General features: G+C 53.6%; 30 protein-coding genes and 1 riboswitch. Of the genes, 18 read left to right on the forward strand and 12 right to left on the reverse strand.

Annotated elements, in window-relative coordinates:
• From WC7_RS11595 to pduF, 12 genes are all read right to left on the reverse strand, one after another.
• The gene (locus tag WC7_RS11595) at window positions 1–786 is read right to left on the reverse strand and encodes a cobalt-precorrin-6A reductase (RefSeq protein ID WP_016153519.1); all 786 of its coding nucleotides are present in this window, start codon (window positions 784–786) and stop codon (window positions 1–3) included.
• A complete protein-coding gene (locus tag WC7_RS11590; protein ID WP_003030278.1) occupies window positions 783–1,508 on the reverse strand; it encodes a precorrin-3B C(17)-methyltransferase in 726 nt (241 codons plus the stop codon). Before WC7_RS11590 ends, WC7_RS11595 begins: the two co-directional genes overlap by 4 nt.
• The gene (gene cbiG, locus WC7_RS11585; protein ID WP_016153520.1) at window positions 1,508–2,563 is read right to left on the reverse strand and encodes a cobalt-precorrin 5A hydrolase; all 1,056 of its coding nucleotides are present in this window, start codon (window positions 2,561–2,563) and stop codon (window positions 1,508–1,510) included. Before cbiG ends, WC7_RS11590 begins: the two co-directional genes overlap by 1 nt.
• Window positions 2,544–3,317 (reverse strand): cobalt-precorrin-4 methyltransferase, encoded by a 774-nt coding sequence (locus WC7_RS11580; protein ID WP_003030275.1) that lies wholly within the window; start codon window positions 3,315–3,317, stop codon window positions 2,544–2,546. Before WC7_RS11580 ends, cbiG begins: the two co-directional genes overlap by 20 nt.
• Window positions 3,310–3,879, reverse strand: coding sequence for a decarboxylating cobalt-precorrin-6B (C(15))-methyltransferase (locus WC7_RS11575; RefSeq protein WP_016153521.1), 570 nt, complete (start codon window positions 3,877–3,879; stop codon window positions 3,310–3,312). Before WC7_RS11575 ends, WC7_RS11580 begins: the two co-directional genes overlap by 8 nt.
• Complete coding sequence (locus WC7_RS11570) at window positions 3,869–4,474, reverse strand: cobalt-precorrin-7 (C(5))-methyltransferase (RefSeq protein WP_016153522.1); 606 nt, start codon at window positions 4,472–4,474, stop codon at window positions 3,869–3,871. Before WC7_RS11570 ends, WC7_RS11575 begins: the two co-directional genes overlap by 11 nt.
• Window positions 4,468–5,604, reverse strand: a complete 1,137-nt coding sequence (gene cbiD, locus WC7_RS11565) for a cobalt-precorrin-5B (C(1))-methyltransferase CbiD (protein WP_016153523.1) — start codon at window positions 5,602–5,604, stop codon at window positions 4,468–4,470. The genes WC7_RS11570 and cbiD overlap by 7 nt, the downstream gene beginning before the upstream one ends.
• The gene (locus WC7_RS11560; protein WP_008785140.1) at window positions 5,601–6,233 is read right to left on the reverse strand and encodes a cobalt-precorrin-8 methylmutase; all 633 of its coding nucleotides are present in this window, start codon (window positions 6,231–6,233) and stop codon (window positions 5,601–5,603) included. The genes cbiD and WC7_RS11560 overlap by 4 nt, the downstream gene beginning before the upstream one ends.
• Window positions 6,234–6,243: 10 nt before the next feature.
• Entirely contained in the window at window positions 6,244–7,203 is a 960-nt protein-coding gene (gene cbiB, locus WC7_RS11555) for an adenosylcobinamide-phosphate synthase CbiB (protein ID WP_016153524.1), read from the reverse strand.
• Window positions 7,200–8,579, reverse strand: coding sequence for a cobyrinic acid a,c-diamide synthase CobB (locus WC7_RS11550; protein WP_016153525.1), 1,380 nt, complete (start codon window positions 8,577–8,579; stop codon window positions 7,200–7,202). The genes cbiB and WC7_RS11550 overlap by 4 nt, the downstream gene beginning before the upstream one ends.
• Window positions 8,580–8,666: 87 nt before the next feature.
• Window positions 8,667–8,842, reverse strand: a riboswitch (cobalamin riboswitch).
• A 332-nt stretch (window positions 8,843–9,174) separates the two neighbouring features.
• Complete coding sequence (gene pocR / locus WC7_RS11545; RefSeq protein WP_016153526.1) at window positions 9,175–10,086, reverse strand: transcriptional regulator PocR; 912 nt, start codon at window positions 10,084–10,086, stop codon at window positions 9,175–9,177.
• A gap of 201 nt (window positions 10,087–10,287) precedes the next feature.
• Window positions 10,288–11,097, reverse strand: coding sequence for a propanediol diffusion facilitator PduF (gene pduF, locus WC7_RS11540; protein ID WP_016153527.1), 810 nt, complete (start codon window positions 11,095–11,097; stop codon window positions 10,288–10,290).
• A 525-nt stretch (window positions 11,098–11,622) separates the two neighbouring features.
• Between pduF and pduA the strand changes: the two genes are divergently transcribed.
• The 18 genes from pduA to pduU are packed head-to-tail and all read left to right on the forward strand — an operon-like array spanning window position 11,623 to window position 25,768.
• The gene (pduA, locus tag WC7_RS11535; protein WP_003030255.1) at window positions 11,623–11,904 is read left to right on the forward strand and encodes a propanediol utilization microcompartment protein PduA; all 282 of its coding nucleotides are present in this window, start codon (window positions 11,623–11,625) and stop codon (window positions 11,902–11,904) included.
• On the forward strand, window positions 11,904–12,716 hold the full coding sequence (pduB, locus tag WC7_RS11530; protein WP_016153528.1) for a propanediol utilization microcompartment protein PduB: 813 nt from the start codon (window positions 11,904–11,906) through the stop codon (window positions 12,714–12,716). The genes pduA and pduB overlap by 1 nt, the downstream gene beginning before the upstream one ends.
• Window positions 12,717–12,734: 18 nt before the next feature.
• Window positions 12,735–14,399 (forward strand): propanediol dehydratase large subunit PduC, encoded by a 1,665-nt coding sequence (pduC, locus tag WC7_RS11525; protein WP_003030249.1) that lies wholly within the window; start codon window positions 12,735–12,737, stop codon window positions 14,397–14,399.
• A 10-nt stretch (window positions 14,400–14,409) separates the two neighbouring features.
• Window positions 14,410–15,084, forward strand: coding sequence for a propanediol dehydratase medium subunit PduD (gene pduD, locus WC7_RS11520; protein WP_003844241.1), 675 nt, complete (start codon window positions 14,410–14,412; stop codon window positions 15,082–15,084).
• A 14-nt stretch (window positions 15,085–15,098) separates the two neighbouring features.
• A complete protein-coding gene (gene pduE, locus WC7_RS11515) occupies window positions 15,099–15,617 on the forward strand; it encodes a propanediol dehydratase small subunit PduE (protein ID WP_016153529.1) in 519 nt (172 codons plus the stop codon).
• A 15-nt stretch (window positions 15,618–15,632) separates the two neighbouring features.
• Window positions 15,633–17,465 (forward strand): diol dehydratase reactivase subunit alpha, encoded by a 1,833-nt coding sequence (locus WC7_RS11510; protein WP_016153530.1) that lies wholly within the window; start codon window positions 15,633–15,635, stop codon window positions 17,463–17,465.
• Complete coding sequence (locus tag WC7_RS11505) at window positions 17,455–17,805, forward strand: glycerol dehydratase reactivase beta/small subunit family protein (protein WP_016153531.1); 351 nt, start codon at window positions 17,455–17,457, stop codon at window positions 17,803–17,805. Before WC7_RS11510 ends, WC7_RS11505 begins: the two co-directional genes overlap by 11 nt.
• Before the next feature lie 19 nt (window positions 17,806–17,824).
• Window positions 17,825–18,100 carry a propanediol utilization microcompartment protein PduJ gene (gene pduJ / locus WC7_RS11500; protein WP_001057752.1) on the forward strand — a complete coding sequence of 92 codons (276 nt, stop codon included), beginning with the start codon at window positions 17,825–17,827 and terminating at the stop codon, window positions 18,098–18,100.
• A gap of 24 nt (window positions 18,101–18,124) precedes the next feature.
• Window positions 18,125–18,589 (forward strand): BMC domain-containing protein, encoded by a 465-nt coding sequence (locus WC7_RS11495; RefSeq protein ID WP_016153532.1) that lies wholly within the window; start codon window positions 18,125–18,127, stop codon window positions 18,587–18,589.
• Complete coding sequence (locus WC7_RS11490; RefSeq protein ID WP_016153533.1) at window positions 18,589–19,221, forward strand: phosphate propanoyltransferase; 633 nt, start codon at window positions 18,589–18,591, stop codon at window positions 19,219–19,221. The genes WC7_RS11495 and WC7_RS11490 overlap by 1 nt, the downstream gene beginning before the upstream one ends.
• On the forward strand, window positions 19,218–19,709 hold the full coding sequence (gene pduM, locus WC7_RS11485) for a microcompartment protein PduM (protein ID WP_016153534.1): 492 nt from the start codon (window positions 19,218–19,220) through the stop codon (window positions 19,707–19,709). The genes WC7_RS11490 and pduM overlap by 4 nt, the downstream gene beginning before the upstream one ends.
• A 3-nt stretch (window positions 19,710–19,712) precedes the next feature.
• Window positions 19,713–19,988 carry a EutN/CcmL family microcompartment protein gene (locus tag WC7_RS11480; RefSeq protein ID WP_003030211.1) on the forward strand — a complete coding sequence of 92 codons (276 nt, stop codon included), beginning with the start codon at window positions 19,713–19,715 and terminating at the stop codon, window positions 19,986–19,988.
• 8 nt (window positions 19,989–19,996) lie between these two features.
• Window positions 19,997–21,004 carry a two-domain cob(I)yrinic acid a,c-diamide adenosyltransferase PduO gene (pduO, locus tag WC7_RS11475; RefSeq protein ID WP_016153535.1) on the forward strand — a complete coding sequence of 336 codons (1,008 nt, stop codon included), beginning with the start codon at window positions 19,997–19,999 and terminating at the stop codon, window positions 21,002–21,004.
• Window positions 21,001–22,386, forward strand: coding sequence for a CoA-acylating propionaldehyde dehydrogenase PduP (pduP, locus tag WC7_RS11470; RefSeq protein WP_016153536.1), 1,386 nt, complete (start codon window positions 21,001–21,003; stop codon window positions 22,384–22,386). The genes pduO and pduP overlap by 4 nt, the downstream gene beginning before the upstream one ends.
• Window positions 22,387–22,396: 10 nt before the next feature.
• Window positions 22,397–23,509 carry a 1-propanol dehydrogenase PduQ gene (locus WC7_RS11465; RefSeq protein ID WP_016153537.1) on the forward strand — a complete coding sequence of 371 codons (1,113 nt, stop codon included), beginning with the start codon at window positions 22,397–22,399 and terminating at the stop codon, window positions 23,507–23,509.
• A complete protein-coding gene (pduS, locus tag WC7_RS11460) occupies window positions 23,506–24,861 on the forward strand; it encodes a cobalamin reductase PduS (protein WP_016153538.1) in 1,356 nt (451 codons plus the stop codon). Before WC7_RS11465 ends, pduS begins: the two co-directional genes overlap by 4 nt.
• A gap of 2 nt (window positions 24,862–24,863) precedes the next feature.
• The gene (gene pduT, locus WC7_RS11455) at window positions 24,864–25,418 is read left to right on the forward strand and encodes a propanediol utilization microcompartment protein PduT (protein WP_016153539.1); all 555 of its coding nucleotides are present in this window, start codon (window positions 24,864–24,866) and stop codon (window positions 25,416–25,418) included.
• A complete protein-coding gene (pduU, locus tag WC7_RS11450; RefSeq protein ID WP_016153540.1) occupies window positions 25,418–25,768 on the forward strand; it encodes a propanediol utilization microcompartment protein PduU in 351 nt (116 codons plus the stop codon). Before pduT ends, pduU begins: the two co-directional genes overlap by 1 nt.
• Window positions 25,769–25,770 lie beyond the last annotated feature (2 nt).

Below are 25,770 nucleotides of genomic sequence, written 5' to 3' on the forward strand. Positions count from 1 at the left end.
TTAAGCAGCGGCCAGCCAGCGCGTTAAACGCGCCCCAAAGGCGGCCTGACTTTCCAGTAACTCTTCTCCCGTCACCAACGGTGCCGGACGTGTAATCACGATGCAGGGGATACCAGCATCCAGACAGGGTTGAACTTTTTCCTGATAACCACCTTCCGCACCGGATGCCTTAGTGATCACCACATCAGCCTGACATTGGCGATAAAACGCAGCGTTGAACTCGGCGCTAAACGGCCCGCACAATGCAAAAATCTCACCGACGCCAAATCCCAGGTCCGCGCATTGCTGAATAACCTCGGGTACAGGCAGGACGCGCGCCAGCAGCGTTTTTTCAGGCAACCCTTCGCGCCAGATAGCCAGATCTTTACTGCCGGTCGTCAGCAGCACACGGTCACCGAAGCGGCGCGCAACCTCGCAGGCTTGCTGAATACTCTGTACGGTATAAAGCTGCGGGTGGGCTAAACCGCTCAACTGCTCAGGACGTTGATAGCGGCTCAGCAGTACCCCCGCCGCTTCGCAGGCGCTCATGATGTTGCGGCTCACCACCTCGGCATACGGATGCGAGGCGTCTATCACCCAGCGCGTCCGATTTTCCTGTAGCCAGGCAATCATTTGTTCGCGCTCCAGACGCCCGCAGCGCACCTGACCTTTGATATCTCCCGCCAGCTGCTTCCCCGTTGGGGTCGCAACTGACAGGGTGTAGGCCACATTGGCTGCGTCCAGTTGCTGGCACAGCATGCGCGCATCGCTGGTACCGCCCATGACCAACACATCACCGTAATTCACAGCACATAACCTCGTGGCGTGATCATCAGGCCGTCCTGAACATAGGTTGTTTTGTTGCCAACGATCACAAGGCTGGTCATATCAACCGGTTCAAAGTCCATTTCACCCAGGGTGGTCAACCATTTTTCCTGTTTTTTACGTCCGGCTGACTTCACAATACCCACCGGCGTTTGCGCGCTCTTACTGGCAGAAAGCAGCTCAAATGCGCGCGCCAGATGACCTTCGCGACCCCGACTGCGCGGGTTGTAGAAACAGATTACAAAGTCTGCTTCGCCGGCAGCCACTATGCGTTTTTCGATAACTGGCCACGGTGTTAACAGATCGCTTAAGCTGATGTGGCAGAAGTCGTGCATCAACGGCGCGCCCAGCAAAGAGGCGGCGGCAATGCTGGCCGTCATTCCTGGGATCAGCCTGACCTCAACGTCCAGCTTTTGCTTGCTGACCAGCTCAAGCACCAGCCCAGCCATACCGTAAATCCCTGCATCACCGCTGCTGATCAGCGCCACATTGTGACCTGCCTGCGCCAGTTCGATCGCCGCCTGGCAGCGTTCAATCTCTTTGCACATCCCGGTTTTGATCACCTGCTTGTCGCCAGTGAACGCTTTTACCAGGTGGGTGTAGGTTTTATAGCCAACGATGATTTCCGCTGCCTGCAATGCTTCAACGGCTTCCATGGTCATCATTGCCTGCGAGCCAGGGCCAATTCCAATTACGCTTAACATCAGTGTGAAACTCCCAAAGTGATAGTGACGCCCTGTTCTCGCAGGGTCTCGCCTAACAGTTTTCCGTGGCTCAGCAGCCAGGCTGCAGGACCGGAAACGCTTCCTGTACCCACCGTTTTGCGAACAAACGATGAGGCCGGAAAACGGTGTTCATGCTCACGCAGCGCGTCAGCAGTAAAGGTTTCGAAAGGAACGCGACAGCACGAAGCCAGTTGGATAAGTCCCTGTTCATCTTTTTTCAGCGTGATACTGCCAATCGCTTTAAGCGCCAGCGGATCGAGCTGCTGGGCTTCGAGTTGCCTGGCAAGCAGCGCGGCCAGCAACGGGAACGGCGTGTCACGACGACAACCAATTCCGGCCACAACACGTTGTGGCACCAGCTTCCAGTGCGGAACAGGCAGATCGGGTAAGTTGGTGCGTAAGGTGATACACACCAGCGCATCCAGTTCAGGAAGCTGATTGAGATCGGTTACCGTGATAAAACCGCGCCGGTCGCAATGACTGACATCCTGCGTCAGTTCATCATCCCACCACAGCCCCACCCGCTTATTACTGACCAGCATCTGATTAACGATCTTCACCGCCGAACGGAAATCACTCATCCGGGCATTCAGTTGAAATGCCAGCGTATCCAGTGCCGCCATATCGTTGACATCCGTCGCAGTGGTGATCACCGGATCGGCGCCCAACATGCCCGCCAGATACCGCGCCAGCGCATTGGCACCGCCCGCGTGACCGGAGAGCAGGCTAATGACATGCTGGGCGCGTTCATCAATGACCACCACCGCCGGATCGCAAAATTTGTCGTTGACCAGCGGGGCCAGCACGCGCACCGCAATGCCGGTCGCACCGATAAAAATCAGCGCCGAGTAATTCGCAAACGCTTCGCGGGCGGTATTCGCAAAGCCGTTTTCGAAAGGAATGAATCCCTCCTCCAGCAGCTTTTCACTGGTAAAACAGGTGACCGGCAGCATGGCCGCCAGACGTTTTGCCAGCGTAACGCCTCCCGGGGTCAGGCAAAAAAGCGCAATTGACTCAGGCTTTACGGTATTCATGGCTAAAGTCCGCCGCATAGAGTTTGGAGTAGTGATACTCCGAGCCCAGGAAATTACCGACCAGAATAAGGGCCGTTTTACGGATGCCCGCATCACGAACCTTGTCGCCAATATCCGCCAGGGTACCGCGCACAGTCTGGCTTTCCGGCCAGGTTGCCTTGTAGATCACCGCCACGGGCGTGGTCGCCGGATAACCGCCTTCAATCAAACGCTCGGCCACACGATGAATACGCTGAACGGACAGATAAATCGCCATAGATGTCTGGTGACTGGCAAATGACTCCAGCTGTTCGCGCTCCGGCACCGGCGTGCGTCCTTCCAGGCGGGTAATGATCAGGCTCTGTGAGACCTCAGGCACGGTATACTCAACGCCCAACTCCGCCGCCGCGCCAAGGAATGCGCTGACGCCGGGCACCACCTGCCAGTCAATCCCGCGTTTGGTCAGTTCCTCGCCCTGCTCGCGCACGGAACCGTACAGCGAAACATCGCCGGTTTGCAGACGCACCACGGTCTTACCCGCTTTCACTCCGGCTTCCATCAGATCAAGGATCTGCTCCAGATGCAGTTCAGCGCTGTCGTGGCATTCAGCACCAGCAGGACAATATTCCAGCAGTTCGGTGTTAATCAGCGATCCGGCGTAGATAACAACCTGCGCCTGCTGTAGCAACCGGTAACCTTTGAGGGTAATCAGCTCGCGATCGCCAGGACCTGCGCCAACAAACCACACGCTACGGGGATCAAAAATCTCAGACATGGTTTCCTTCCTTCTGACAGGCGATAACAAATACGGGGTTATTCGGTTTGAAATAGTGACCACTGCCAAGCGTGGTAAGCGAGGAAACCTGTAGCTGCAGGCAATCCACTCCCGGTACGCCAAGATGGTCCAGATGTGCCAGCGCGGTGTTGAGGTTTTCCTGGAGGATGAATGTCATCACCAGCCGCCCTGCGGGATGCAATTGACGCATTGACCAGTCAATCAGTTCAGTCAAATGGCCACCGCTGCCGCCCATGAAAATAGCATCGGCTTTTTCAGCGATGGTCATCGGCGCAACACCGGGAAAAATGTCGATGTTTGCACAGGCAAAATGCTGGCGGTTTTCATCCAATAACCTGAGCGCCGCCGGGTTACGCTCGATTGCCGTCACGCGCAATCCAGGGTATTGCAGCGCGGCTTCTATCGACACGCTGCCGGTTCCCGCGCCAATATCAATCAGGTGACTGGCGCGGTGTAATTCAAGTTTTGAGAGGGCAAGTGCACGTACCGCTTCTTTGGTCATCGGCACTTTCTCTCCACGTAAAAACAGCTCATCTTTCATCAAGGATCACCACTGCATTCATGTCATAGTCGGCGTTAACTTCGTTCACAGGCAGGAAATGGATCCGTTCGTTTTCCATTGCCAGGTTTTCGCCAATCACCATCCAGCGATGTCCCTTGCCTCGTGCAATGAGCTGCTGCGCAATTTCACGCGGGCCGCACTGCGCATCTGTCACCATCGCCACCTTGTTATGTCGCGCCAGTTCATCGAAACAGACGCTGCGACCATGGCTACTGGTCAGCCACATATCGTTCATATCAATACCGGACTGCGCACACAGGTACTGCACCGCGCTTATACCGGGAATAATGCACACATTTTCAATACCGAAATGCGCCACCATGCGCGTCCCGATGCCGTAAAACAGCGGATCGCCAGATGCCAGCACCACAACGCGTTGTTCCTGGTGCGCGCAAATCCAGTTCAAGAGTTCGAGAATATTGGCGCCGAGAACAAACTGTTCACCGGTAAAATCCGGGAATTGCTGCAAATGTCGCTTTCCACCTACCAGAACATCAGCCGTTGCGACCGCTTCACGTGCCGCAGGCGTCATCAAATGCAAACCGGCTGGTCCCATCCCTACAACGGTTAACATTGCATCTCCTCAGCAATCTCTGCGACCGGGCGATTACTTCCAAGCACCTGATTATCAAAAGAGAACATGATGGCGTCACAGGTCGGGGGATTTTTGGTAAAGCGCAACGTTTGCAGGACGCGCATACAGATGCGCTTAGCCAGATGGTTGTAAATGTGCTGAAAACCGTATGCTTCTATGTGTTCCATCGCCGCCTCGGTGGTATCGCAGTCGCTGACCAGCGTGAGCAGTTCCAGCGGCGCACCCAGTAACGCGAGGTGGGCCACCAGCGTTTCCATGCGAGCATCGGCAATATGGCTGTGGGTATGAAAGATCCCCGCCGCAATTTTGACGAGCTTACCAGGGTGTCCCACCAGCACAATTTGTCGGAACCCCAGACGTACGGCTTCTTCAATCATGTAGCCGACAAAATTGCTCATAGTGACCACAACCTGGGTGTCGATCCCCATCTGCTCACGCACAAAACGTTCGCCGTGGTTTCCTGGTACCAGTACGACACGCTCCAGCCCCGCCGCTCGCTTAATTTCCAGCTCCAGCGACAGTGAACGTTTCCAGCTTTCTTCTGACATCGGCGTGACGATCCCAGTCGTACCAATGATCGAAATGCCGCCCAGAATGCCAAGGCGGGAGTTGTAGGTTTTTTGTGCCCGCTCTTCGCCTTCCGGCGCGAAAATTTCAATTTGCGCCCCACGATTCGGACCAATCGCCTCACGAACCGCAGACTCAATGGTCTGGCGAGGTGTGCGATTAATCGCCGAACTGCCCACCGGCAGGCCGATCCCTTTGCGGGTTACCGTGCCGACGCCTTCCCCGCCCTGAAGGGTTATCTCTTTGCTATCGTTTAACGTCACGCGGGCAAAAATCAGCATGCCGTGGGTGGCATCCACATCATCGCCACCGTCTTTGCGGATGGCGGCTATCGCCTGCTGTCCTTCGATATGCGGTGACTCTACGTTCAGACACAGCGTCACACCTGATGGCGTCACGATAGAAACCTGATGGATCAGGTGCTGGCGCAATACCATCAGCGCCGCCACTTTTGCCGCCGCCGTCGCGCACGATCCCGTGGTATATCCTTTACGCAGCGCTTTACCGTTGTGCCACACAGGCGTATCGAAGGACTCGCTCATCGCGCCCCCTGCATGTGATAAAGCATGGCGTTGACGATCGCGGCGGCGACGTTACTTCCCCCTTTACGACCTAACGCAGCAATGGCGGGCAGATTGCTTTGGGTCAGTGCATCTTTCGACTCTTCGGCACCGACGAACCCAACCGGTACGCCAACGACACCACTGACGGCCACATCATGCTCAAGCAGGCGGAACAGCGCTGTCGGCGCGTTGCCAAACACAAACAGCTTTTCACCCTCTTCCTTCACCGCAATGTCAACGGCCGCCATTGACCGGGTAATGCCCTGCTCTTTTGCCGTCCGCACGACCCGCGGGTCGCTGATGTAGCAGCGGCATTCGCCACCGAATTTTGCCAGCAGCGTTTTATTAATCCCGGAAAGGGCCATAGTGGTATCGGTATAAATCACGCTCGAACGGCTAAGCGCCGCACAGAACTGCTCCAGCACATCACTGGAAAACCACAGAATGTCCAGCCAGTCGAAATCCGCTGTCGTGTGAATGACCCGCTTGATAATGGCTTCATGTAACGGGCTGGCAAACTGATAGTCAGGGCGGGTTTCACGGATGATCTCGCCAATAATGTCGAAACTTTTGGCCTCAATCGCCTGGGGTTGCTGGATATATTGCATTGTGTTGTCCTCAGGCTACACCGACCAGCAGCCACCGCAGCGCAATAAACAGCGCCAGTGCCAGCATCGATGCCACCCACATCAATCGAATCGTATGGGAAATGTCGTCTACCGAAATGTCGCGTTGTGCATCACCGATCCACGGTTTCTCAACGCGCTCGCCAAAGTAGTCATTAGGACCACCCAGACGAATTCCTAATGCCCCGGCAACGGACGCTTCTGACCACGCGCAGTTGGGGCTGCTGTGGTTGTAGCGATCGCGCCAGCCAATCTGCAAAGCACGCGCGCCGTCCTGGCGACATAAAAATGCCGCTGCGCCCAGCAGCAGCCAACTTAGTCTCGCGGGAATATAATTTGCGACATCGTCCAGACGAGCGCTGACCATACCGATAGCGCGGTATTTTTCATGTTTGTAGCCCACCATGGAGTCAAGGGTGTTTACCGCTTTGTAGGCCATCGCCAGAGGCGCACCGCCGAGGAGCAAGAAGAACAGCGGCGCGATAATGCCATCAACGGTGTTCTCAGCCACGGTTTCCACTACGCCGCGATTGATCTGCTGTGGCTGTAATTGCGAGGTATCGCGTCCCACAATCCATGACAGCTTTTCCCTACTTGCAGCAAGGTTACCGGCACGTAGCGGACGCTCGACATCCTGCGCGGCATTTGCCAGGCAGCGCCCGGCCAGCACGGTAAAGATCATCCAGACCTCAACCCCCCAACCAAGCCAGGGATGAATAGAGTGCGCCAGCGCCAGTACTCCCCAGGACACAGCCCAGGTCAGCCCAACCACCACAATCCACATCACCGCGCCACCGATGCGTAGCGCACGGTCGCTATGGCAGTAACGCCGAACAACTCGCTGCACTGCAGAAATCAGATTGCCAATCCAGCGCACCGGATGCGGCCAGTTCTGCGGATCGCCGATGATAAAATCAAGCAGCCAGGCAACACACCACGCGAGGATGGTCATAGTGCGCTCCTCGCGGCTGCCAGCCAGTGGTTAAGCATCTGCGGACGTTGAGCAAAATGAACGTGTAGATAGCTGGCAAAGGTATTTCCCACCTGCCAGCCGCCGGACCAGGCTTGCAGCGTTTTGCCATCGCGCACTTTGCGACAGTTCATCACCGCGGGGGTTTCAGGGGTAAAATCGGAGTAGTGGAATTCATGTCCGCGCAGCACTTCGCCTTCTGCAGCTAACAACGTCTGCTGCGCGGCCTGCGCTTCGCAGTAGCCAAATCGGGTCAGACGTTTTCCCATTTTGCTGTGACCGGGAATGATATCCGCCATCAACCAGGTATCACCCTGGCTGTCTTCCAGCGAACTGCCGAGATACATCAGCCCCCCGCACTCGGCATAAATCGCGACACCCTGCTGGTGCGCCGCCCGCAGTTGGTTAAGCATTGCAATATTACGGGCCAACGCCGCAGCATGTAACTCAGGATAGCCACCCCCCAGCCAGATCATCTGACAGTCGGGTAAACAGGTGTCGTGCAACGGGCTAAAACGGACAATCTTAAGCCCCGTGCGCTCCAGAAGCGTAATGTTGTCCGGGTAGTAGAAATTGAACGCTTCGTCATCGGCGATGGCAAGCGTTAGCCCTGCCCCGGCGTCTGCGGCGGGCAGCGCTGGCCATTCACCAGCAGGAAGCGTATCTAACTGGCTTAATCTCAGCAGCGCGTCGATATCAAGGGTTTGCTCCAGCGTCGCGGCAAACGCCTGCCACGGCTGCGGGTTGATAACCGACTCACGCGCGGTAACCAAACCCAGATGACGCTCGGGAAGCGCAACGCCTTCCATACGGGGAACGTAGCCTAAGACGGGTACAGCGCAGTAACGCTCAATCGCCACTTTCAGGAGCTGGTAATGCGTTTCGCTGTTAACCCGGTTAACAATAACGCCGGCAATATTCAGGGTTGGATCAAAATGCTGAAACCCCATTACCGTCGCGGCGATCGAGGTGGAAACGGCTTTGCCATCAACCAGTAGGATAACCGGACAGCCTAACTGTTTGGCCATCGCGGCGGTGCTGCAGTAGTTTGGGTCGGTGCCGTATCCGTCATACAACCCCATAACGCCTTCAATAACGGCGATATCCGCATGTTGCATGTGCTCGCGAAATAAAGCATTCAGGGTGGGGACGGGAAGCATGAAGCTATCAAGATTGCGGGAAGCAGTGCCGCATACCGCGGTATGCCAGCCGGTATCAAGGTAATCGGGGCCTACTTTGCAAGGCTGGACGCGTAAACCGCGTTTTTTCAACAAGCTCAACAAGCCCAGCGTCACCGTGGTTTTACCACAGCCGCTTCCGGTACCTGCAAGAACAAAAGCGTGAAAATTGGCCGCCATACCCTGATCCTGTTCAGGGTGGTAGGGGTGTAAAGATACCCAGTCTCTCGACTGTATGCATCTGAACCACCCACTTCCCACCGAAGTTGTTGGTAGTCACTGACAGGCAGGTCTTCTGGCTTAGCGTCATCCTCACCCGTCCTTCCCAATCTTGCGATCAGTGGTCAATACGGGGTCGTCAGCATCACAGCAGCGGGGGCTGCGGGGGATTCTCACCCCCTTCCCTACCACAAATGTGGCAAACCTGTCAGTTCAAGAGCCTGATTAATTATGCTCTCTGTTATGAGGTAAATTCACGACCTCATGACAATAATTCAATTTAATATCTTGCCGGGTTCATTCAACCAATTACCTGGCCTAAACTCACTTATTCATATGCTCGCATTCTGAATGAAAGCGCCAACAAAGAATAAAGAAAGTCATTCACAGAGACACTGTATCTCATCACAAAAATAAAAACTGGTGCAGTTTATCCCTCTAATACTATTATTTTGTTGCGCTATGACAATTTATTGACTGCTGTCGCTACTTTTCATTTTATAATGACTGGCATAGCGCCCTATATCAAAAATCGGCAATAGCAAAATATTGCTATTTAAGCGGACTCGCCACGTGAAATGACATTTATTTGCTGGCGAAATGCCTGCGGCGTGACCTGATACGTTTGACGAAAAACTTTGCAAAAATAACTGGTTTGCGAAAATCCTAAATTACGCGCAATGCTGGCTATGCTCCAGTCACTGTGGCAAAGCAGCTCTTTTGCACTGGCCATTCGCTGCTGGTTTACCCATGCGTTAAAACCGATACCATGATATTTTTTGAACAATTTGCTGAAATAGTAAGGGCTAAGGTAAACATGAGAGGCGACATCCTCCAGACGCAATTCGTCTGATAAATGCGCATCAATATAGCGCAGTGCTTTTTTCATTTTGCTGTCATGAGGATTGGTGCTGCGGTTAGCGCGTACCGGCTCTGACTGCTGCGGGTTATCTTTGATAACCACAAAATTAAGTTGTTTCTTAAGGCAATTTTCTACGATGAGCTTCAGCAGATCCGCTGAGGCGATGACTCGCGAATAGTCCATTTCCGGTACATTACGAAACTCGTTGACCAGTTCGGGATCGGCTTGCCAGCGGTCATCTACATTCAGAATATCAACCAAACCGACATCGTTACTTAAGCGTACCTGGCCACAAAGCACAAACCCTACCAGGTGCCCCGCAATGACCAGCGGAATTGAGAAATCGGTAAGTCCGGCGTGACAGCGATAGATGCAGGGTTGATCGGATTTAGAGGCTTCCAGCCCTCCACAGCGATCGCTCATACGACAACGGGTACTGTGCTGAGGATGCTGACGCATCAACTGGCAAAAAGGGGTGAAATTAAAAAGCTCAGAAATTTCATCACCGTGAATATTGACAACCACAACGGCCAGACTGGTGGCCTGCGCAAAATCCTGTGCGATTTTATTAATGAGTTCTGAGTTCAGGGCACTCGCAGAAATCATGATAAAACCTCTCAGTTAATTTATTGTTATAAATAAAACATATTATTCACATTCATTTTCACCCTGCCATCCTGAGCATTGATGAAAGTCGTAATTGAACATAACAAAAGTCTCCCATTCTTGGGAGACTTTTTGGGCAGTTCAGGATACCGGATCACGAAAACAGTTTTTACTTTTCAAAAATAAACTTCTTCTGTGAAGCTAGCTCTCATTTTCGTCCAGCTTACACGTATTACAGGGTAAATTTTTGCCAATCAAATAACGATAAATTGCTGCACCCGCGCACGCGCCGATGATAGGGGCCACAATCGGTACAATGAAATAAGGGATATCACGCCCGCCGGTCATTGCAACATCTCCCCACCCGGCCATCCAGGCAAACAATTTAGGACCAAAATCACGCGCCGGATTCATCGCAAATCCGGTGAGCGGACCGGTGGATGCGCCGATAACAGCAACCAGAATACCAATCAGCAATGGCGCCAACGGACCTTTAGGAACGCCGTTACCGTCGTCAGTCAGCGCCATGATCATCCCCATAAGAATGGAGGTAATCACCACTTCGACCAACGCTGCCTGCCAGACGCTGAGCGCCGCCGCAGGATAAGTACTAAAAATACTGGCAAGGTGCAGGCTTTCCAGACTGCCGCGCACCATCTGGTGGGCCGACTCATACTCGGTAAACAGACTGCCGTAGAGCAAATAAGCCAGCAAAGCGCCACCAAAGGCCCCCGCGACCTGCGCCACAGTGTAAGGTAAAACTTTGCGCCCCGGAAAACAGGCAAACAGCCACAGTGCGATGGTGATAGCAGGGTTGAGATGCGCGCCAGAGATCCCGGCTGTCAGGTAGACTGCAAGCGAGATCCCCAGACCCCAAATGATGCAGATTTCCCACAATCCCAGGCTGGCACCTGCGACTTTCAGAGCGCTCAGGCAGCCAATACCAAAAAACAAAAATAGCCCGGTACCCAAAAACTCAGCAATGCATTGCGCTTTTAGTGAATCGTTCATTGTGACACCTTCTAAGCAGAGTTCGTGTCTTTACCAGCGGACTCCTTACTGGCAAGTAGAATACTTCGAGGCTTACTATAAAAGGCCGTATCAGCAAATTGTTGGCATTCTGCGGATAGCTTGCCCTTTAAAATCGTGGTGCAATAGCAAATTCTTGCTACGCACTTTATTAAAACATTAGAGACAATCGGGATTACGCGTATTACACGGACATTTTCAAAACAATAAAATATTGCTATTAGCAGAAATCCGTTTTCAAACCACCATCACAATTTCTTTTTTTTCGCATAGCAAATGATATTTATAATGTCACCAGAAAAAGTGTAAATGTGGAACTGACATAACTAAATAATCATATCAATGAGATTAAATATAACCATTAAAAACAACAAGTTAAAATAATTAATAGCAATTTTATATCACCTTACCTCTATTATTTTTTCACTCTCAATTTCAAGTCAGCCATTCTTTTTCCTCGCTTCTTTTTATAGTCATGAACATCGGGACAACCCAGGCGAGGTCTTTATGCAACAAGAAGCGTTAGGAATGGTAGAAACCAAAGGCTTGACTGCAGCCATAGAGGCCGCAGATGCAATGGTGAAGTCAGCCAATGTAATGCTGGTCGGCTACGAAAAAATTGGTTCGGGGCTGGTAACAGTCATTGTCCGCGGCGATGTTGGCGCAGTCAAAGCAGCAACAGATGCAGGTGCCGCCGCAGCACGTAATGTGGGAGAAGTGAAAGCCGTACACGTCATCCCACGCCCTCACACCGATGTAGAAAAAATCTTACCGAAGGGAATTAGCTAATGAGCAGCAATGAGCTGGTTGATCAGATCATGGCGCAGGTGATTGCTCGCGTGGCAACGCCGGAACAGCAGGCTATCCCTGAAAATAATCCTCCAACACGAGAAACGGCTATGGCAGAGAAAAGCTGCAGTTTAACGGAGTTTGTCGGTACTGCGATTGGCGACACCGTCGGTCTGGTAATCGCCAACGTGGACAGCGCCCTACTGGACGCAATGAAACTTGAAAAACGGTATCGCTCCATTGGCATCCTTGGCGCGCGTACTGGTGCAGGCCCGCACATCATGGCCGCAGATGAAGCGGTAAAAGCCACCAATACTGAAGTCGTCAGTATTGAGTTGCCACGTGATACCAAAGGCGGCGCGGGTCACGGTTCGCTGATTATTCTCGGCGGCAACGATGTTTCTGACGTGAAACGCGGAATTGAGGTTGCGCTGAAAGAACTAGATCGCACCTTTGGCGATGTTTATGCCAACGAAGCCGGTCACATCGAAATGCAATACACCGCACGCGCCAGCTACGCGCTGGAAAAAGCCTTTGGTGCACCGATTGGCCGTGCCTGTGGCGTGATCGTCGGCGCCCCGGCATCCGTTGGTGTCCTGATGGCTGATACTGCGCTGAAATCCGCCAACGTGGAAGTTGTGGCCTACAGCTCCCCTGCCCATGGCACCAGCTTCAGTAACGAAGCCATTCTGGTCATTTCAGGCGATTCCGGCGCTGTACGTCAGGCCGTTATCTCCGCCCGCGAAATCGGTAAAACCGTACTCGGGACCCTCGGCTCAGAACCGAAAAACGATCGTCCGTCCTACATCTGATATCAGTGAGGCTGATTCATGAGATCGAAAAGATTTGAAGCACTGGCGAAGCGCCCTGTGAATCAGGATGGCTTCGTTAAGGAGTGGATCGAAGAAGGCTTCATTGCGATGGAAAGCCCGAACGACCCTAAACCGTCGATTAAAATCGTCAACGGTACAGTCACTGAACTGGACGGAAAATCCGCCAGTGAATTTGACTTAATTGACCATTTCATTGCCCGCTATGGCATTAACCTGGCGCGCGCTGAAGAAGTCATGGCGATGGACTCAGTAAAACTTGCCAATATGCTTTGCGATCCTAACGTGAAGCGCAAAGACATTGTGCCGCTGACCACCGCAATGACCCCTGCAAAAATTGTCGAAGTGGTGTCCCATATGAACGTCGTTGAGATGATGATGGCCATGCAGAAAATGCGTGCTCGTCGTACACCGTCTCAGCAGGCGCACGTCACTAACGTTAAAGATAATCCGGTGCAGATTGCCGCTGATGCGGCTGAAGGCGCCTGGCGCGGATTTGACGAACAGGAAACGACGGTTGCCGTTGCGCGTTATGCACCCTTTAACGCCATTGCGCTGTTAGTCGGCTCACAGGTTGGGCGCCCTGGCGTATTAACCCAGTGCTCGCTGGAAGAGGCGACCGAACTTAAACTCGGTATGTTAGGCCACACCTGTTACGCGGAAACTATCTCCGTCTATGGTACTGAACCCGTCTTTACCGACGGCGATGACACGCCATGGTCGAAAGGCTTCCTCGCCTCTTCCTACGCCTCACGCGGTCTGAAAATGCGCTTTACCTCCGGTTCTGGCTCAGAAGTTCAGATGGGTTACGCCGAAGGTAAATCGATGCTTTACCTCGAAGCCCGCTGTATTTACATCACCAAAGCCGCTGGCGTACAGGGTTTACAAAATGGCTCAGTAAGCTGCATCGGCGTGCCTTCCGCTGTGCCGTCAGGCATTCGTGCGGTGTTAGCTGAAAACCTGATCTGTTCCTCCCTGGATCTGGAGTGTGCCTCCAGCAACGACCAAACCTTTACTCACTCGGATATGCGTCGTACTGCCCGCCTGCTGATGCAGTTCCTGCCGGGTACTGACTTCATTTCTTCCGGTTATTCCGCTGTGCCGAACTACGACAACATGTTTGCGGGTTCGAACGAGGATGCCGAAGATTTTGACGACTACAACGTCCTCCAGCGAGACCTCAAGGTAGATGGGGGTCTGCGTCCGGTTCGTGAAGAAGACGTTATCGCCATTCGTAATAAAGCGGCACGTGCACTGCAGGCCGTCTTTGCCGGGATGGGATTACCGCCAATCACTGATGAAGAAGTGGAAGCGGCGACTTACGCCCACGGTTCGAAAGATATGCCGGAGCGAAACATCGTTGAAGATATCAAGTTTGCGCAAGAGATCATCAATAAAAACCGTAACGGTCTGGAAGTGGTGAAAGCCCTTGCTCAGGGCGGGTTTACCGATGTCGCTCAGGACATGCTCAACATCCAGAAAGCCAAGTTAACCGGGGATTATCTGCATACCTCCGCCATTATCGTTGGCGACGGACAGGTGCTATCCGCAGTAAATGACGTCAATGACTATGCCGGTCCGGCAACAGGTTATCGCCTACAAGGCGAACGCTGGGAAGAGATCAAAAACATCCCTGGCGCACTTGATCCCAACGAACTTGGCTAAGGGGTGAAAAATGGAAATCAATGAAAAGCTGCTGCGCCAGATAATTGAAGACGTACTGTCTGAAATGCAAACCAGCGACAAACCCGTCTCATTCCGCGCATCGACAGCGGCTAGCGCGCCACAGGCTGCAGCGGCGCAGGGCGACAGCTTTCTGACCGAGATTGGCGAAGCCAAACAAGGCCAGCAGCAGGACGAAGTGATTATTGCCGTAGGTCCCGCGTTTGGACTGTCGCAAACCGTCAATATCGTAGGGATCCCGCATAAGAACATCTTGCGCGAAGTGATTGCGGGTATTGAAGAAGAAGGCATTAAAGCGCGCGTTATCCGCTGCTTTAAATCCTCCGATGTGGCATTTGTCGCCGTGGAAGGTAACCGTCTGAGCGGTTCCGGGATCTCTATCGGCATCCAGTCAAAAGGCACCACGGTAATCCACCAGCAGGGGTTACCGCCGCTTTCTAACCTGGAGCTGTTCCCTCAGGCACCACTTCTGACGCTGGAAACCTATCGTCAGATCGGTAAAAACGCCGCGCGTTATGCCAAGCGTGAATCTCCGCAACCGGTCCCTACTCTGAATGACCAGATGGCTCGTCCTAAGTACCAGGCGAAATCGGCCATTCTGCACATTAAAGAGACCAAATACGTCGTGACGGGCAAAAACCCGCAGGAACTGCGCGTGGCGCTTTGATAAAGGATAACTCCATGAATACCGACGCAATTGAATCGATGGTTCGGGATGTGCTAAGCCGGATGAACAGCCTGCAAGGCGAGTCCGCGACGCCGGTCGCGGCGAGTTCATCAGCACATACCGCGAAAGTCACGGATTACCCTCTCGCGAATAAACATCCTGAGTGGGTAAAAACCGCAACCAACAAAACTCTGGATGACTTCACGCTCGAAAATGTTCTGAGCAACAAAGTGACGGCGCAGGACATGCGCATCACCCCTGAAACGCTGCGCCTTCAGGCGGAAATCGCCAAAGATGCCGGACGTGACAGACTGGCGATGAACTTCGAGCGTGCAGCTGAGCTAACCGCTGTACCTGACGATCGCATTCTTGAGATCTACAACGCGCTGCGCCCATACCGCTCAACGAAAGACGAGCTGATGGCTATCGCTGACGATCTCGAAAATCGTTATCAGGCAAAGATCTGTGCAGCTTTCGTTCGTGAAGCGGCAGCGCTGTACGTTGAGCGTAAAAAACTCAAAGGCGACGACTAACTCAGGGACAGGATCATGCGATATATAGCTGGCATTGACATAGGCAACTCATCAACGGAAGTCGCTCTGGCTACCCTCGATGAGTCTGGCGCACTGAGCATCACCGGCAGCGCGCTGGCAGAAACCACCGGAATTAAAGGCACATTACGTAATGTGTTTGGTATTCAGGAGGCACTTTCGCTGGCAGCAAAAAACGCCGGTATCAATGTCAGCGATATTTCGCTCATCCGTATCAATGAAGCCACCCCGGTCATTGGTGACGTCGCGATGGAAACGATAACCGAAACCATCATCACTGAATCCACCATGATCGGCCATAACCCTAAAACGCCGGGCGGCGTCGGATTAGGCGTTGGCGTCACTATTACGCCGGAAGACCTGCTCAGCCGTCCGGCGGATACGCCCTATATTCTGGTGGTGTCATCGGCATTTGATTTCGCCGATGTCGCCACGATGATTAATGCCTCCGTCCGCGCCGGATACAAGTTAACTGGCGTTATTTTGCAGCAGGACGATGGCGTATTGGTCAGTAATCGTCTGACTCATCCCTTGCCTATCGTCGATGAAGTCCTTCATATCGACCGCATCCCGTTAGGTATGCTGGCTGCCATTGAGGTCGCAATTCCAGGAAAAGTCATTGAAACGCTTTCTAACCCTTACGGGATTGCGACCGTTTTTGGCCTCAACGCCGACGAGACTAAAAACATTGTCCCGATGGCGCGGGCGCTGATTGGCAACCGTTCTGCCGTGGTTGTGAAAACACCGTCAGGTGATGTGAAAGCACGAGCCATTCCTGCCGGAAATCTGGAGCTACAGTCACAGGGTCGTACCGTACGGGTCGACGTTGCAGCTGGCGCTGAAGCGATTATGAAAGCGGTTGGTGAATGCCCGAAACTGGATAACGTCACCGGAGAGGCTGGCACCAATATTGGCGGCATGCTGGAGCATGTGCGCCAGACAATGGCTGAATTAACCAACAAACCCAGCCACGAAATTTTTATTCAGGACCTGCTGGCAGTCGATACCTCGGTTCCCGTCAGCGTGACCGGCGGGCTAGCCGGTGAGTTCTCGCTGGAACAGGCTGTCGGTATTGCTTCCATGGTGAAATCAGACCGCCTGCAAATGGCGATGATTGCTCAGGAAATCACGCAAAAGCTCAACATTGACGTCCAGGTTGGCGGCGCCGAAGCCGAAGCTGCCATTCTGGGGGCCTTAACCACCCCCGGCACGACGCGGCCACTGGCTATTCTGGATCTCGGTGCAGGATCGACCGACGCCTCCATCATCAACCCGAAAGGCGAAATTATCGCCACGCACCTGGCGGGTGCGGGCGATATGGTCACGATGATTATTGCCCGTGAACTGGGTCTGGAAGACCGTTATCTCGCTGAAGAGATCAAAAAGTACCCGCTGGCTAAAGTCGAGAGCTTGTTCCATCTTCGCCACGAAGATGGCAGCGTCCAGTTCTTCCCTACACCTCTCCCACCAACGGTTTTTGCCCGCGTATGCGTAGTAAAACCCGATGAACTGGTGCCACTGCCAGGCGAACTGGCGCTGGAGAAAGTCCGGGCCATTCGCCGCAGCGCTAAGGAACGCGTTTTCGTCACCAACGCACTCAGAGCGCTACGTCAGGTGAGTCCGACCGGGAACATTCGGGATATTCCCTTTGTGGTTCTGGTTGGCGGCTCATCCCTGGACTTTGAAGTTCCGCAACTGGTCACCGATGCGCTGGCACACTATCGCCTGGTTGCCGGGCGCGGCAACATTCGAGGCACCGAAGGTCCGCGCAACGCGGTCGCGACAGGGCTGATTCTCTCCTGGTACAAGGCATTCGCTCATGGAAAGTAATCTCACCACACCAGCCATCGTTATCTTCGCCACTGCTGGATGCACTGACGTCTGGAGTGATGTGCTGCTGGGTATTGAAGAAGAAGGGATCCCCTTTCTGATTCAGGAGAGCCCGTCAACTGACGTTATCCACAACGCATGGCTGGCGGCTTGCCAATCGCCGCTGATGGTTGGCATTGGCTGCAATCGCGAAAAACTGGTCGTGCACTATAAAAACTTACCCACATCAGCGCCACTATTTACGCTGACGTATCAACAAGATAACCACGCCCGACGCAGCATTGGTAATAACGCTGCGCGGCTGGTTAAAGGCATTCCATTTCGGGAATGCCACTCATAACCCACAGGAGAAAAGCAGTATGAATAACGCACTGGGACTGGTTGAAACAAAAGGGCTCGTCGGCGCTATTGAAGCCGCTGATGCCATGGTGAAATCCGCAAACGTGCAGTTGGTTGGTTACGAAAAAATCGGCTCAGGCCTTATCACCGTTATGGTTCGCGGCGATGTCGGCGCAGTGAAAGCTGCCGTAGATGCAGGAAGCGCTGCAGCAAGCGCCGTTGGCGAGGTGAAATCCTGCCACGTTATCCCGCGTCCGCACAGCGACGTTGAAGCCATTTTACCTAAATCCGCATAAGTCGTTGCAACCAAGGAGCACAGCGTGAAGCAATCACTGGGATTACTTGAAGTTAGTGGTCTGGCATTAGCCATCAGTTGCGCGGACGTCATGGCGAAAGCCGCCTCCATCACGCTGGTGGGCCTCGAAAAAACCAACGGTTCAGGCTGGATGGTGATCAAGATAATCGGGGATGTGGCCTCCGTCCAGGCGGCCATTTCCACCGGTGTCAGTTTCGCTGACCAGCGAGATGGACTGGTGGCTCACAAAGTCATATCCAGACCAGGGGATGGCATTCTGTCACATAGCGTCACCCCGGAGTCTGAGCCAACGCCCGCCCCGACACCGGTCGTACCACATGAAGAGATGACTGAGGACCATGCAGCGCCCGAAGCGCCACAAGATGCAGAGTTGATTAGCTGCAATCTGTGTCTTGACCCTGCCTGCCCCCGTCAAAAGGGCGAGCCGCGCTCTCTTTGTCTGCACTCAGGCAAACGAGGTGAAGCGTGATGGATAAACAGCAACTGGAGACAACGGTCACCAAAGTTTTGGATGAAATGCGTGAGCGCCCTATTCCGCTAGGGATCTCTAATCGTCATATTCATCTATGCGCTGAAGATTACGACCGCTTGTTTCCCAATCACCCTATTAGTGAGAAAAAAGAGCTGCTGCAGCCCGGACAATATGCAGCAGACCAGACCGTCACACTGGTGGGACCAAAAGGTCAGTTAAAAAATGTGCGCTTACTCGGCCCACTGCGTAGCACCAGTCAGGTCGAAATTTCTCGTACCGACGCTCGTACGTTGGGAATTGCTGCTCCACTACGGATGTCAGGCAGTATCGAGGGCACGCCAGGCGTTCGCCTTATCAGTCCATTTGCTGAACTGGACTTAGCATCCGGGGTAATCGTCGCCCAACGCCATATCCATATGTCGCCGCTCGATGCCCTAATCCTGCGCGTTTCCCATGGCGATAAAGTCTCTGTTGCCATTAATGGCGATGAACGTCGACTGATTTTCGATAACGTCGCCGTACGCGTTTCGCCGGATATGCGCCTTGAGATGCATATCGATACCGACGAAGCCAATGCTGCGGGCGCTGATAATCCGCAGGCATTTGCCACACTGGTGAGCCCACGATGAACAACGAACTGCTGCAACGCATTATCGAGGAGGTTGTTTCCCGATTAAAAAAACGCGCGGAAAGCACGCTCTCGCTTAGCGTCGCGCAGTTACGGGAAATCGAACCACGGACATTGTGCTGCCAGTACTCGTCGCTCCACCTCCTGCAGGCGGACCTGCCATTGCTGGAGCAAATTGCCGAGGGCTGCGCGGACAACATGTCGGTGGTAACGATCCACGAAGCGCTGGCATGCGGAGTCCGCGTGAAAATTTCACTACAACACCGATTGTTACCCGCAATCCCCGTTAGAAAACTTGCGCGTCTGCCTCTGGAGTTCAGTGACGAGCTGGGGCGAATCATCGTTTTGCATCCTGACAAACTTCTCAGCTATGCCGACGTCGCCCAACTGAAGGGGGGCGTTCTGGTGCTACGTCGTCGATGTGTCGTGACGGCTCTGGCTCAGGACGCCGTCGGTACGCGAAATGTCCAATTAATTATGCAGGAGTGAGCTATGCATCTGGCACGGGTTACAGGCGTTGTGGTTTCCACGCAAAAATCCCCATCACTGGTGGGGAAGAAACTGTTGCTGGTACGTCGGGTGAGTGCGGACGGAGAACTTCCCGCGTCCCCTGTGAGTGGAGATGAAGTCGCGGTTGATTCTGTCGGCGCTGGAACTGGAGAACTGGTATTACTCAGCAGTGGCTCTAGCGCCAGACACGTTTTTTCCGGCCCTAATGAGGCCATCGATCTGGCTATCGTCGGCATTGTCGACACGCTTTCTCGTTAGGAGGAACTATGGCGATTTATACCCGCACTGGCGATGCCGGCACAACGGCCCTCTTTACCGGGCAACGCGTGAGCAAAACGCACCCGCGCGTCGAGGCTTACGGTACGCTGGACGAACTTAATGCGGCGCTTAGCCTGTGTGTTTGCGCAGCGAAAAACCCGCAGCACCGCCAGTTACTCGAAAACATTCAACTGCAGCTTTTTTGGTTCAGCGCCGAGCTGGCAAGCGAAAGCGAACAGCCAGCGCCAGAGCAGCGCTACATCAGCTCAGAAGAAATTGCCGCGCTGGAGGCCGCCATTGATACCGCGATGGGGAGAGTGCCCCCCCTACGCAGCTTTATTTTACCTGGCCGCAGCGAAGCCGCCAGCCGTCTGCACTTTGCCCGCACGCTGGCCCGCCGCGCAGAGAGGCGACTGGTCGAACTCTCCACCGAGATTTCCGTCAGACACGTGCTGATGCGTTATATCAATCGCCTCTCCGACTGCTTATATGCGCTTGCACGAGCAGAAGATCATGACGCCCATCAAAACAACATTATTCAGAAAGTGGCGGAGCGTTATCTCGCAGCCATCCGTACATCAGCCACCAGGGAGCCGGCTATGTCTCTGTCTTTTCAGGAACTCCACCAACTCACTCGCGCTGCGGTAACGAGAGCAGAAGAACTTCAGGTTCCGGTCGTCATCAGCATTGTTGATGCGAATGGGACCCAAACGGTGACCTGGCGCATGCCTGACGCATTACTCGTCAGTAGCGAACTGGCACCGAAAAAAGCCTGGACCGCCGTGGCAATGAAAACCGCCACGCATGAGCTGACATCGGCAGTGCAGCCAGGCGCCGCGCTTTACGGTCTGGAAAGCCATATGCAGGGAAAAGTCGTCACCTTCGGTGGCGGGTACGCATTATGGCGTGAGGGGTTACTCCTTGGGGGTCTTGGCATCAGCGGGGGAAGCGTTGAGCAGGATATGGACATTGCAGAAACGGCCATTGCGGCAATTAACGTGAGAACACATCAATGAACACTTCAGAACTTGAAACCCTTATTCGTAACATTTTGAGTGAGCAACTTGCCCCGGCAAAAGCAGAAGTTAAGGGTAATGGAATTTTTCCGTCCGTTAGCGAAGCGATCGATGCCGCTCATCAGGCTTTTCTGCGTTATCAGCAATGTCCATTGAAAACCCGCAGCGCCATCATTAACGCCCTGCGAGAAGAGCTGACGCCTCACCTTGCTTCATTGGCTGCTGAAAGCGCTGCCGAAACGGGAATGGGCAACAAAGAGGATAAGTTCCTTAAAAATAAAGCTGCGTTGGACAATACCCCGGGTATCGAAGATCTCACCACCACGGCGCTTACCGGCGACGGCGGCATGGTGTTATTCGAGTATTCACCCTTTGGCGTGATTGGTTCCGTCGCCCCCAGCACCAACCCGACGGAAACCATTATTAACAACAGCATCAGTATGCTGGCTGCGGGAAATAGCGTTTATTTTAGCCCACATCCAGGTGCAAAAGCGGTCTCACTGAAGCTGATTACCATGATTGAAGATATTGCTTTTCGCTGCTGCGGGATTCGGAATCTTGTCGTCACGGTCACAGAACCCACTTTTGAGGCTACCCAGCAGATGATGGCGCACCCTAAAATCGCAGTTCTGGCGATTACCGGTGGTCCAGGCATTGTTGCTATGGGCATGAAAAGCGGGAAAAAAGTCATTGGCGCAGGCGCAGGCAATCCTCCCTGCATTGTTGATGAAACAGCCGACCTGGTTAAGGCGGCGGAAGATATCATCAATGGCGCATCCTTTGATTACAACCTCCCCTGCATTGCTGAGAAGAGTCTGATTGTTGTTGATGCCGTTGCCGAACGACTGGTTCAACAAATGCAGTCTTTTGGCGCGATGCGACTCAATAGCGAAGAGATAGACAAACTGCGCGCAGTTTGTCTGCCAGAAGGAATAGCCAATAAACAACTGGTAGGGAAAAGCCCGGCAACCTTACTGGAAGCCGCGGGAATACCGGTTCCGGCAAAAGCACCTCGATTACTGATAGGTATCGTCAAGGCTGACGACCCATGGGTTACCAGCGAGCAACTGATGCCAATGCTCCCCATCGTAACGGTGAGCGATTTTGACAGCGCGTTAACGTTGGCCCTGAAGGTTGAAGAGGGATTGCATCACACCGCCATTATGCATTCGCAAAATGTGTCACGTCTGAACCTTGCCGCGCGCACGCTTCAGACCTCCATTTTTGTGAAAAATGGCCCCTCTTATGCTGGGATTGGCGTTAGTGGTGAAGGCTTTACCACCTTCACCATCGCAACGCCGACCGGTGAAGGAACGACATCTGCACGCACTTTCGCACGCTCTCGTCGTTGCGTGCTGACAAACGGTTTTTCTATTCGCTAATGGGGCCGTTATGAAAAGCTTTTCACTGCAAACTCGATTGTACAGCGGCCAGGGAAGCCTGGATGTGCTTAAGCGCTTCACGAATAAGCATATCTGGATTATCTGCGATGGTTTTCTCGCGCGTTCTCCCCTGATTGAAAAGCTGCGCGACGCGCTGCCAGCGGATAACCGCATCAGCATTTTCAGCGATATCACCCCCGATCCCACCATTAGCACGGTAGTACAAGGGATTGCGCAAATGCAGTCCCTACGACCGGACGTCGTCATTGGTTTTGGCGGTGGATCTGCACTGGACGCCGCAAAAGCCATCGTCTGGTTCAGCCGACAGTTCGGTATTGAGATTGAAACCTGCGTTGCAATTCCCACCACCAGCGGCACGGGATCGGAGGTGACCAGCGCCTGCGTGATTAGCGATCCGGATAAAGGCATTAAGTATCCATTATTTAATAATGCGCTTTATCCGGACATGGCCATCCTTGATCCGACGCTGGTCGTCAGCGTTCCACCAGCCATAACCGCGAATACCGGCATGGACGTATTAACGCATGCGCTGGAGGCTTACGTATCCACGAAGGCCAGCGACTTCACCGATGCGCTGGCTGAAAAAGCGGCACAAATCGTCTTCCAGTACCTGCCTGTCGCCGTCAGCAAAGGCGACTGCCTGGCAACCAGAGGAAAAATGCACAACGCGTCAACACTCGCGGGAATGGCATTCAGTCAGGCTGGTCTGGGTATCAATCATGCGATTGCCCATCAGTTGGGCGGCCAGTTTCATCTGCCCCACGGACTTGCCAATGCGCTGCTGCTGACCCATGTCATTCATTTTAATGCCCGCGATCCGCGGGCTGCGAAGCGCTATGCCCGTTTCGCTAAAGCCTGCCACCTATGCCCGGATAACGCGAACGATACGGCGGCACTGAATGCGCTAATTCGTCATACAGAGCTACTCAAAAAACAGTGTGCGTTACCTTCTTTTGCTGACGCGCTTAAAGACGGAAAGCAAGCCTGGTCACAACGTATACCGTCGATGGTTCAGGCCGCGCTGGCTGATGTCACGCTGCAAACCAATCCTCGTGTTGCCGACGCCAGCGCCATGCAGGAACTGCTTGAGGAATTATTATGAAGACAGCCATGACGGCAGAGTCCACGCTTTATGATGCGCAGACAATTCGCGAACGCGTTCGCGCAGCGGGTGTTGTCGGGGCCGGAGGCGCAGGCTTTCCTGCTCACGTAAAATTACAGGCGCAGGTCGATACGTTTCTGGTCAATGCGGCTGAATGTGAACCGATGCTGAAAGTTGACCAGCAATTGATGGCCGTTCAGGCTGAGCGACTTATCCGTGGCGTTCAATATGCCATGACGGCTACCGGGGCCAGGGCCGGTATTATTGCGCTCAAAGAGAAATATCAAAAGGCTATCAATGCGTTAACGCCCCTTCTGCCTGCCGGGATCCGCTTACATATTTTGCCTGATGTCTACCCGGCTGGTGACGAGGTTTTGACCATCTGGATGGCAACGGGCCGGAGAGTTCCGCCTGCCGCGCTGCCGGTCAGCGTCGGCGTGGTGGTCAATAACGTCCAGACTGTACTCAACATCGCCAGAGCCGTTGAGCAGCAATACCCGGTTACGCGTCGTACCCTGACCGTTAACGGCGCGGTCGCCAGACCAATCACTATGACCGTCCCTATCGGAATGTCTTTACGTGAGGTTCTGGCGTTGGCAGGTGGTGCTACCGTTGACGATCCCGGTTTTATTAACGGTGGTCCGATGATGGGCGGCCTGATTACCTCACTGGATACCCCTGTCAGCAAGACCACCGGGGGACTGCTGGTTTTACCAAAGTCTCATGCGTTGATTCAGCGGCGGATGCAGGATGAACGCACCGTGCTTTCCGTCGCAAAAACCGTTTGCGAGCAGTGTCGTCTGTGTACGGATTTGTGCCCAAGACATTTGATCGGCCATGAATTATCGCCGCACCTGCTGGTTCGCGCGGTTAATTATCAGCAGACGGCCACACCGCAGTTACTGCTCACAGCCCTGACCTGTTCAGAATGCAATGTATGTGAAAGCGTAGCCTGTCCGGTTGGGATTTCACCGATGCGAATCAACCGCATGCTTAAACGCGAGCTACGGGCGCTCAACCATCGTTATGAAGGGCCGTTAAATCCTGAGGATGAAATGGCGAAGTATCGGCTTATTCCGGTGAAGCGCCTTATTACCAAACTGGGCCTTAGCGACTGGTATCACGATGCGCCACTGACTGAGACTGATTATCCCACGGATAAAACGACGCTGTTGCTACGCCAGCATATTGGTGCCAGCGCCATCCCATGTGTACTGCAGGGCGAACACGTTGTTCGCGGTCAATGCGTTGCCGATGTGCCGTCCGGTGCATTAGGCGCACCTGTCCACGCCAGTATTGACGGTATTGTCAGCGAAATTACTGAGCAATCCATCACGGTAATAAGAGGTTAATCATGTCTCAGGCTATAGGGATTTTAGAACTCACCAGCATTGCCAAAGGAATGGAAGCTGGCGATGCCATGTTAAAAAGCGCGAATGTGAATTTACTGGTCAGCAAGACCATCTGCCCGGGCAAATTTCTGCTTATGCTCGGTGGTGACGTAGGCGCAGTACAACAGGCGATCGCCACCGGAACTTCTCTTGCTGGCGATATGCTCGTTGATAGTCTGATACTACCCAACATTCACGCCAGCGTACTTCCTGCGATCAGTGGACTTAACAGCGTGGATAAGCGTCAGGCCGTGGGCATTGTTGAAACATGGAGCGTTGCGGCCTGCATCTGTGCCGCCGACCGTGCGGTTAAAGCCTCCAATGTCACGCTGGTACGCGTCCATATGGCATTTGGTATCGGTGGCAAGTGCTACATGGTTGTCGCTGGCGATGTGTCTGATGTGAATAACGCAGTGACAGTTGCCAGTGAAAGTGCGGGTGAAAAAGGCCTGTTGGTTTACCGTTCGGTCATCCCTCGTCCGCATGAAAGCATGTGGCGACAGATGGTGGAGGGATAATGGAAAGACAACCCACCACGGATCGTATGGTTCAGGAATATGTTCCTGGCAAGCAGGTTACGCTGGCGCATCTTATCGCTAATCCGGGTAAGGATTTGTTCAAGAAACTGGGATTACCAGAGTCGGTTTCCGCAATCGGTATTCTGACGATTACCCCCAGCGAAGCCTCAATCATCGCCTGTGATATCGCCACGAAATCCGGGGCGGTAGAGATTGGTTTTCTCGACCGTTTTACCGGCGCCGTGGTACTGACGGGCGATGTTTCCGCCGTTGAGTACGCGCTGAAACAGGTAACCCGGACGCTGGGCGAAATGATGCGTTTTACCGCCTGTCCTATCACCCGGACATAATC

It is taken from the genome of Citrobacter sp. KTE151 (assembly GCF_000398845.1).
In the GTDB taxonomy this organism is placed as follows: Bacteria; Pseudomonadota; Gammaproteobacteria; order Enterobacterales; family Enterobacteriaceae; genus Citrobacter; species Citrobacter braakii.

Bases quoted from the DNA above. Each gene is read 5' to 3' on its own strand.
- WC7_RS11590 (WP_003030278.1), bottom strand. From the start codon at position 1,508: ATGTTAAGCGTAATTGGAATTGGCCCTGGCTCGCAGGCAATGATGACC.
- cbiG (WP_016153520.1), bottom strand. From the start codon at position 2,563: ATGAATACCGTAAAGCCTGAGTCAATTGCGCTTTTTTGCCTGACCCCG.
- WC7_RS11580 (WP_003030275.1), bottom strand. From the start codon at position 3,317: ATGTCTGAGATTTTTGATCCCCGTAGCGTGTGGTTTGTTGGCGCAGGT.
- WC7_RS11575 (WP_016153521.1), bottom strand. From the start codon at position 3,879: ATGAAAGATGAGCTGTTTTTACGTGGAGAGAAAGTGCCGATGACCAAA.
- WC7_RS11570 (WP_016153522.1), bottom strand. From the start codon at position 4,474: ATGTTAACCGTTGTAGGGATGGGACCAGCCGGTTTGCATTTGATGACG.
- cbiD (WP_016153523.1), bottom strand. From the start codon at position 5,604: ATGAGCGAGTCCTTCGATACGCCTGTGTGGCACAACGGTAAAGCGCTG.
- WC7_RS11560 (WP_008785140.1), bottom strand. From the start codon at position 6,233: ATGCAATATATCCAGCAACCCCAGGCGATTGAGGCCAAAAGTTTCGAC.
- cbiB (WP_016153524.1), bottom strand. From the start codon at position 7,203: ATGACCATCCTCGCGTGGTGTGTTGCCTGGCTGCTTGATTTTATCATC.
- WC7_RS11550 (WP_016153525.1), bottom strand. From the start codon at position 8,579: ATGGCGGCCAATTTTCACGCTTTTGTTCTTGCAGGTACCGGAAGCGGC.
- pocR (WP_016153526.1), bottom strand. From the start codon at position 10,086: ATGATTTCTGCGAGTGCCCTGAACTCAGAACTCATTAATAAAATCGCA.
- pduF (WP_016153527.1), bottom strand. From the start codon at position 11,097: ATGAACGATTCACTAAAAGCGCAATGCATTGCTGAGTTTTTGGGTACC.
- pduA (WP_003030255.1), top strand. From the start codon at position 11,623: ATGCAACAAGAAGCGTTAGGAATGGTAGAAACCAAAGGCTTGACTGCA.
- pduB (WP_016153528.1), top strand. From the start codon at position 11,904: ATGAGCAGCAATGAGCTGGTTGATCAGATCATGGCGCAGGTGATTGCT.
- pduC (WP_003030249.1), top strand. From the start codon at position 12,735: ATGAGATCGAAAAGATTTGAAGCACTGGCGAAGCGCCCTGTGAATCAG.
- pduD (WP_003844241.1), top strand. From the start codon at position 14,410: ATGGAAATCAATGAAAAGCTGCTGCGCCAGATAATTGAAGACGTACTG.
- pduE (WP_016153529.1), top strand. From the start codon at position 15,099: ATGAATACCGACGCAATTGAATCGATGGTTCGGGATGTGCTAAGCCGG.
- WC7_RS11510 (WP_016153530.1), top strand. From the start codon at position 15,633: ATGCGATATATAGCTGGCATTGACATAGGCAACTCATCAACGGAAGTC.
- WC7_RS11505 (WP_016153531.1), top strand. From the start codon at position 17,455: ATGGAAAGTAATCTCACCACACCAGCCATCGTTATCTTCGCCACTGCT.
- pduJ (WP_001057752.1), top strand. From the start codon at position 17,825: ATGAATAACGCACTGGGACTGGTTGAAACAAAAGGGCTCGTCGGCGCT.
- WC7_RS11490 (WP_016153533.1), top strand. From the start codon at position 18,589: ATGGATAAACAGCAACTGGAGACAACGGTCACCAAAGTTTTGGATGAA.
- pduM (WP_016153534.1), top strand. From the start codon at position 19,218: ATGAACAACGAACTGCTGCAACGCATTATCGAGGAGGTTGTTTCCCGA.
- WC7_RS11480 (WP_003030211.1), top strand. From the start codon at position 19,713: ATGCATCTGGCACGGGTTACAGGCGTTGTGGTTTCCACGCAAAAATCC.
- pduO (WP_016153535.1), top strand. From the start codon at position 19,997: ATGGCGATTTATACCCGCACTGGCGATGCCGGCACAACGGCCCTCTTT.
- pduP (WP_016153536.1), top strand. From the start codon at position 21,001: ATGAACACTTCAGAACTTGAAACCCTTATTCGTAACATTTTGAGTGAG.
- WC7_RS11465 (WP_016153537.1), top strand. From the start codon at position 22,397: ATGAAAAGCTTTTCACTGCAAACTCGATTGTACAGCGGCCAGGGAAGC.
- pduS (WP_016153538.1), top strand. From the start codon at position 23,506: ATGAAGACAGCCATGACGGCAGAGTCCACGCTTTATGATGCGCAGACA.
- pduT (WP_016153539.1), top strand. From the start codon at position 24,864: ATGTCTCAGGCTATAGGGATTTTAGAACTCACCAGCATTGCCAAAGGA.
- pduU (WP_016153540.1), top strand. From the start codon at position 25,418: ATGGAAAGACAACCCACCACGGATCGTATGGTTCAGGAATATGTTCCT.